Origin of the sequence: Treponema sp. UBA6852, from assembly GCA_002449305.1 — a bacterium.
Classification (GTDB): Bacteria; Spirochaetota; Spirochaetia; order Treponematales; family Treponemataceae; genus Treponema_D.
The window spans coordinates 23,527-29,671 of the sequence record DKDI01000001.1 but is presented as its reverse complement, the minus strand read 5'-3'; the positions used below and the strand labels follow the sequence as shown (position 1 = coordinate 29,671).

At 39.6% G+C, this 6,145-nt stretch carries 6 protein-coding genes; all 6 read left to right on the top strand.

The annotated features are described in order from the left end of the window. The first annotated feature begins 65 nt into the window (after positions 1 to 65). The 6 genes from B3209_RS00135 to murA all read left to right on the top strand — a co-directional run bounded on the left by B3209_RS00135 (position 66) and on the right by murA (position 6,124). Positions 66 to 422: a hypothetical protein gene (locus tag B3209_RS00135; protein ID WP_296662584.1), complete on the top strand. Its 357-nt coding sequence runs from the start codon at positions 66 to 68 to the stop codon at positions 420 to 422. Positions 423 to 545: 123 nt separating this feature from the next. After that, complete coding sequence (gene pflA / locus B3209_RS00130; RefSeq protein WP_295795456.1) at positions 546 to 1,292, top strand: pyruvate formate-lyase-activating protein; 747 nt, start codon at positions 546 to 548, stop codon at positions 1,290 to 1,292. Positions 1,293 to 1,411: 119 nt separating this feature from the next. Next, positions 1,412 to 2,548 (top strand): hypothetical protein, encoded by a 1,137-nt coding sequence (locus B3209_RS00125; protein WP_296662587.1) that lies wholly within the window; start codon positions 1,412 to 1,414, stop codon positions 2,546 to 2,548. Positions 2,549 to 2,664: 116 nt separating this feature from the next. After that, on the top strand, positions 2,665 to 3,471 hold the full coding sequence (locus B3209_RS00120; RefSeq protein WP_296662589.1) for an HD-GYP domain-containing protein: 807 nt from the start codon (positions 2,665 to 2,667) through the stop codon (positions 3,469 to 3,471). Between the two features lie 67 nt (positions 3,472 to 3,538). Beyond that, positions 3,539 to 4,777 (top strand): peptidase T, encoded by a 1,239-nt coding sequence (gene pepT, locus B3209_RS00115; protein WP_296662592.1) that lies wholly within the window; start codon positions 3,539 to 3,541, stop codon positions 4,775 to 4,777. Positions 4,778 to 4,840: 63 nt separating this feature from the next. Next, complete coding sequence (gene murA, locus B3209_RS00110) at positions 4,841 to 6,124, top strand: UDP-N-acetylglucosamine 1-carboxyvinyltransferase (RefSeq protein ID WP_296662594.1); 1,284 nt, start codon at positions 4,841 to 4,843, stop codon at positions 6,122 to 6,124. The last annotated feature ends 21 nt before the right edge of the window (positions 6,125 to 6,145 follow it).

Here is a 6,145-nt window from a genome sequence, read left to right as displayed (position 1 = left end):
GGGGGGGGGTACAATAGAGACTGCTGAATTTTTTCAGCGTAATCTATTTTTTAAGGAGTGAACTTATGAGAAAGTTTGCTAAAATTTCAGCTGTATTGGCAGCTATGGTTCTTGCGCTTGCATTTGTAGGCTGCAAAGATGACGATGATGATGACGACGATCCAAGCGTTGTAACAACTTGGGCTATATCAGAGGATGGCTACAAAGCAGTACTGACTTTCTATGATAATGGTACTGTAAAACTCGAAGGTTCTGATGAAGAAGGAGATTTCTCTGAAACAGCAAAGTATTCTGGTGACACAACAAAAGATGGTGAAATTGTAATTACTTATGATGATGGCGAGACAGGAACCGCTGTTATAAAAACTGAGAGTGGTAAAACTTACCTTGAATGGGATTACGAAACATATTCTAAGCAGTAAGTAGTCTTTCATTTTTTAATTAAATTTTTTAGCTCCACAGGAATTCCTGCGGGGCTTTTTTTTTGCTAAAAGAAATGTTAAATTATTTTGTAAATACACACTTTTTATCAGCAAGGAATTTTTATGCAGGGATATATTCATCAGTTAGAATCTTTTGGTTCTGTGGACGGACCTGGCGTTCGTTTTATAATCTTTTTTTCAGGCTGCCCTTTAAGATGCAAATATTGTCACAACCCGGACACTTGGGACATGGCAAAAGGCAAGCTTTACACTGCGGACGAGCTTTTGAATGAAGCTTTGAGCTGCAAATCTTATTGGGGCGCAAAAGGCGGAATCACTGTTTCAGGCGGCGAGCCTTTGATGCAGCTTGATTTTTTGCTTGAGCTTTTCACGAAGGCAAAGGAGAAAGGCGTTAATACTTGCATTGACACTGCTGGCGGCCCTTTTACAAAAGAAGGCGAATGGTTTGAAAAATTCAAAAAGCTTATGGAAGTTACAGATATTCTTCTTATGGACATTAAGCACATTGATGAAGAAGAGCACATAAAACTTACCGGCCGCACTGGAAAAAATATAATTGAAATGTTTCGCTATCTTGACGAAATAAAAAAGCCAATCTGGATCCGCCATGTTCTTGTTCCGGGCATTACAGACAACGATGAATATCTTTTGCGCACACGGGATTTTATCCGCACACTTTCGAATGTTCAGCGTGTGGAAATTCTTCCTTACCACGGACTTGGCGCAATGAAATACAAGGACATGGGAATTGACTATGTTTTAAAGGACACAGAAAGTCCTTCCGCAGAGCGTGTGGCAAATGCAAAAAAAATTCTTGAATGCGAAAAATATGACGGCTGGAAAAAGTAATTTTATTGAAAATTCAGATTGACAAAATAATTGATTTTGTTTAAGTTAGTCCTTGTAAATAAAAGTTGTACTAAGCTAACAATATTTAGTCTTGGTTAACTTTTGTTTGAGGAGTATCTATGAAAATCAATTTTAAGGGTGCTGTTGCTTTTGCCGCAGCTGCTTTGCTTTCTGTTTCCGCATTTGCACAGAGTGTGGAATTCACAAACGAACTTTCTTCTGACGTTGCAACAATCAGAAAAGGAAAAGTTTACAATGGCGGTGAAGATGAAACAACAAAAGACTTCGCCGGACTTGAAGAAAATGTTGTTGCTACTTTCACTTCAGAAAAAGTAGACGCAGAACTTGATGTTACTTTTATTCTTGATGACTGGAATGACAAAAACTTTGGCTTTGCTTGGGACGATGTAAGCTGGTTCGTTGAGTACCGCCCTGTTGAAAAAATTGCTCTTGGTTTCCATGAAGATGTTTGGCTTGAAGGTTCTTACCTGCCGATTTATGATGACAATGTTGCTTTGGGAAATCTTGGTTCAGAAGGATTCACTGTTGCTGCAACACCAATTGAAGGACTTAAGATTGCTGTTACAGTTCCTTTTGGCGAAGGCGATGACGGCGTAAATTATTTTACTAGAAAAGACGAAGATGATGAAACTGTAAAGCTTAACATTGGATTCGGCGCAGAATATGCTTTTGAAGAAATGTTTACAGTTGGAGCGGCAGTTTCAAATGTTGCAGACAGCGACAACCGCGGCTTTGGTGTTTACGCAATGTTAAAGCCTCTTGCCGAACAGGATTTTGTAATCCGCGTAGGATATTCTTATAGCAAGGCAGAAGGTGAAATTACAGAAGACGATGAAGTTGTTGGAAAATATTATGAAAACAAAATCGATGACTTGAGCATTTCTGAAGATTTCGGTGTGTTTGGAAAGAGCCTTTTCAATGTTTCTGTTGAATATTCTCTTGACGCATTGAGTTTTTCTGCGGAAACACTTTTCAACACAGATGACAAAAGTTCAGACTACGATATGTACTTTGCGGCTTGTGTAGGCTACGAGCTTTCAGAATCTTTGAGCGCGGATGTTACAGGAAAATTCTTGTTTGACAATTCTTCAAACGGAGCAGAATCGGTAATCGGTGTAAATCCTAATGTTGCATATACTTTCGGAAACCACACATTCTCTGCTGGCTTGAACTACGAAACTTGCGACGGAGACTCATTTATTTCAATTCCGCTTTCTTGGGGCTATTCTTTCTAATTTAGCAGATTGCAATTAGGAAATTTTTAATGCTGCTTGCCCAGTGAAATTTTTGCTAGGCGGGCGGCATTTTTGTTTTGTTGAAAATTCGTTTTGCGCATGATAGAATCTTTTGAATGAACGAAAATGACGATGTTCTGATAGAAATTATTCCTTTTATTCAGGAGCTGATTCCAGGAATTCCTGCCTCTCTTGTTTTGTTTTTAGCAAAATCTGCTTTTTTAATTTTTATCTGCGCGTTGTTTGCTTTTATTGTTTTTGGTCTTGCCCTTCATTTTAAAAGAAGAATTTCAGCAAAAAGGTATTTAAAGAATCTTCCTGTTTCAAAGGACTTGGAAAAAATCGAGCCTGAGCTTAGGAAGAAACTTTTTAATCTTGTGAGGCAATGCGTTGTCCTTGGTTCTGTAATTGATTCTTATACAAACAGAAAATCAAATTCAAAAAAAGTCAGCATGATTGTATTCAGGCTTTTAAAAGATAAAGAGCCTTTGGAGCGGATTCTTTTTTACGCGGCGGCAATGGTTTACGATGCTGGTTATTTGGAATTCAAGCAGTCGCTTTTTCATTCGGAAGTTCTAAGCAGAAAGGAAGAAATTTTTTTGCGCACGCATGTTGCAAGAGGACTTTTTCAGCTTGATTTTGTTCCTTATGAATATAAAAGCGTATTTTGGGAAGCGGCGTTTTTTCACCACGAAAATCAAAATGGAACAGGATTTCCAGACGGCTTGAATGGAGAGGAAATTCCTTATGTGGCGCGTCTTATTCATTTGACGGAAGATTACGTTTTTCTTGTAAGGCAGGACGGATACAAAAAATCTTTGTCCAGAAAAAAAGCGTTGGACGAACTGAAGAAAGTTTCATTCAAATATGACCCGGAGCTTCTTTTGCTCCTTGAAAAAACTTTGCTTGCTCGGAAAAAATGAAAAGCAGATAAGTTGCTGTTTGCAAAAATTGCAATTTTTAAAAGCAACTTGTATAATCAAAATTATTATGGAAGATAAATTAAAAATAAAAAGCTCTTTACTTGAGCGTTTCTTAAAATATGTAAAAATTTGGAGCGAAAGCGATTCGCAAAAAGCAGATTCTGGAATTATGCCCAGCACTTCCGGCCAGAACGAAATGGCTTGTGTTTTGCGCTCTGAACTAAAATCGCTTGGACTTGAAAATGTTCAGACAACGGCGCATTGCTATACTTATGGAATTCTTCCTGCGAATGGCTCTTCGGAACCTTCAATTTGCCTTCTTGCGCACATAGATACTTCAGAAGAAGTTTCTGGAAAAAATGTGAATCCAAAAATTCACGAGAATTACTCAGGTGAAAAAATCGTTCTTTGCGGCACAGAGCTTGATCCGCAAAAAGATTCAGCTCTTTTTCTTGCTGCAAAAAATGGCGAGACAATTATAACTAGCGACGGAACAACATTGCTTGGCGCGGACGATAAAGCTGGCGTTGCGGAAATTGTTTCGTGTCTTGAATATCTTTTAAACCACCCGGAATTAAAGCATCCTGCAATCGAAGTTATTTTTTCTCCAGATGAAGAAACAGGACACGGCATGGATAAAGTTCCGCTTGAGCTTTTAAAATCAAAGTGCGCTTACACTGTGGACGGCGGACATATCGGCGAACTTGAAACAGAATGTTTTAATGCGTTTAGGAGCGACATTGTTTTCAAGGGAAACGCGACCCACACTGGAACAGCGCGCGGCACAATGGTAAATGCAATCAGCATGGCTTCCGCCTTTGTTGCAAATCTTCCTGCTGGTGAACGCCCGGAAACAACAGACGGCAGGCAAGGATTTTTTGCGCCAATTTCAATTGAAGGTTCTATAGAAGAATCAAAGGTTTCTCTTTTGCTTCGTGATTTTTCTTCGGTTGGAATGGAAAAAAGAAAATCTACAGTTGAGCTTCTTGCAAAAACTGTTTCTGAACTTTTTGGCGGAAAGGCTGAAGTTTTGCACACGCAGCAATATTTGAACATGAAAGAAAATTTGGACAAGAATCCAAAAGTCGCAGAGAGGCTTATTTCAGCATATAAGGCAAGTGGAATTGAGCCGATTTTTACGCCAATCCGCGGCGGCACTGACGGTTCTAGGCTTACAGAAATGGGAATTCCTTGCCCGAACATTTTTACAGGCGGACACAATTTTCATTCACGCAATGAATGGGCTAGCCTTGACCAAATGGTAAAAGCAGTTGAAGTTTTAGTTCATCTTTGTTGCTGCGACTGATTTTTTTAAGATAATATTTTTGCCCAAATTGAAATTCATTCAAAATCTGTTTATAATTGCGCTATGTATGAATATAAAATAGAAGGCGGCTTTCCGATAAAGGGAACTATAAAAGCAAGCGGAAACAAAAACGCAGCTCTCCCTTGCATTGCGGCTTCCTTGCTTACTTGTGAAAAAGTTATTTTACGAAATATTCCAGAAATTGAAGATACAGGCGTTATGCTTTTGATTTTGCAGTCGTTTGGCGCAAAAGTTGAAAAGCTTTCTGAAAATGCGTGGGAAATAAATGCTTCTGAAATATCGCGCAATGACATTCCTCCTGAGCTTAGCAAAAAAATCCGCGCATCAATTCTTTTTGCAGGTCCTTTGCTTGCCCGCACTGGAAAAGCTATAATGCCACCGCCTGGTGGAGACGTTATTGGCCGCCGCCGTCTTGATACTCATTTTCTTGCGCTTGAAGAACTTGGCGCGCGTGTTTCAATAGACAGAAAATTTGAGTTTACCGCAAATAAACTTGTTGGTTCTGATATTTTTCTTGACGAAACTTCTGTTACTGCTACAGAAAATGCAGTTATGGCGGCTGTTCTTGCGGAAGGTTCAACAGAAATTACAAATGCGGCTAGCGAGCCTCACGTTCAGGATTTGTGCAATATGCTGAATGCGATGGGCGCAAAAATTTCAGGAGTCGGTTCAAATATTTTAAAGATTGAAGGAGTTAAAAAACTCAAGGGCTGCGATTTTTCAATTGGTCCGGATTTTATGGAAATAGGCTCGTTTATTGGACTTGCCGCCGCTACTCATGGCTCTATCAAAATTGAAGGTGTCCGTATAAATGATTTACGCCCGCTGCGGATTTCTTTTAACAAACTTGGAATCCGCTGGGATATTGAAGATGACGTTCTTACAGTTTCCGCAGATCAGGAAATGAAAGTGAACACGGATTTAGGCGGAATGATTCCAAAAATTGATGACAGTCCTTGGCCTGGATTTCCGCCGGATTTGACTTCGATTATGACAGTTGTTGCCACTCAAGTTGAAGGAACTGTTTTGATTTTTGAGAAAATGTTTGAAAGCCGAATGTTCTTCGTAGACAAGCTTATAAGCATGGGCGCGCGCATTACACTTTGCGATCCTCACCGTGCTGTTGTCGCAGGTCCAAGTTCTCTTCATGGCGAGCATCTTGTTTCTCCTGATGTCCGTGCTGGAATGGCTATGGTTATTGCGGCTCTTTGTGCTCGTGGAGAAAGCCGGATTAGCAATGTGTATCAGATTGAGCGCGGCTACGAAAATCTTGTGGAACGCTTAAAATCCCTTGGCGCTCATATAGAAAAAATAGACATAGCTTGACATCTTGTTGAAATATAAATA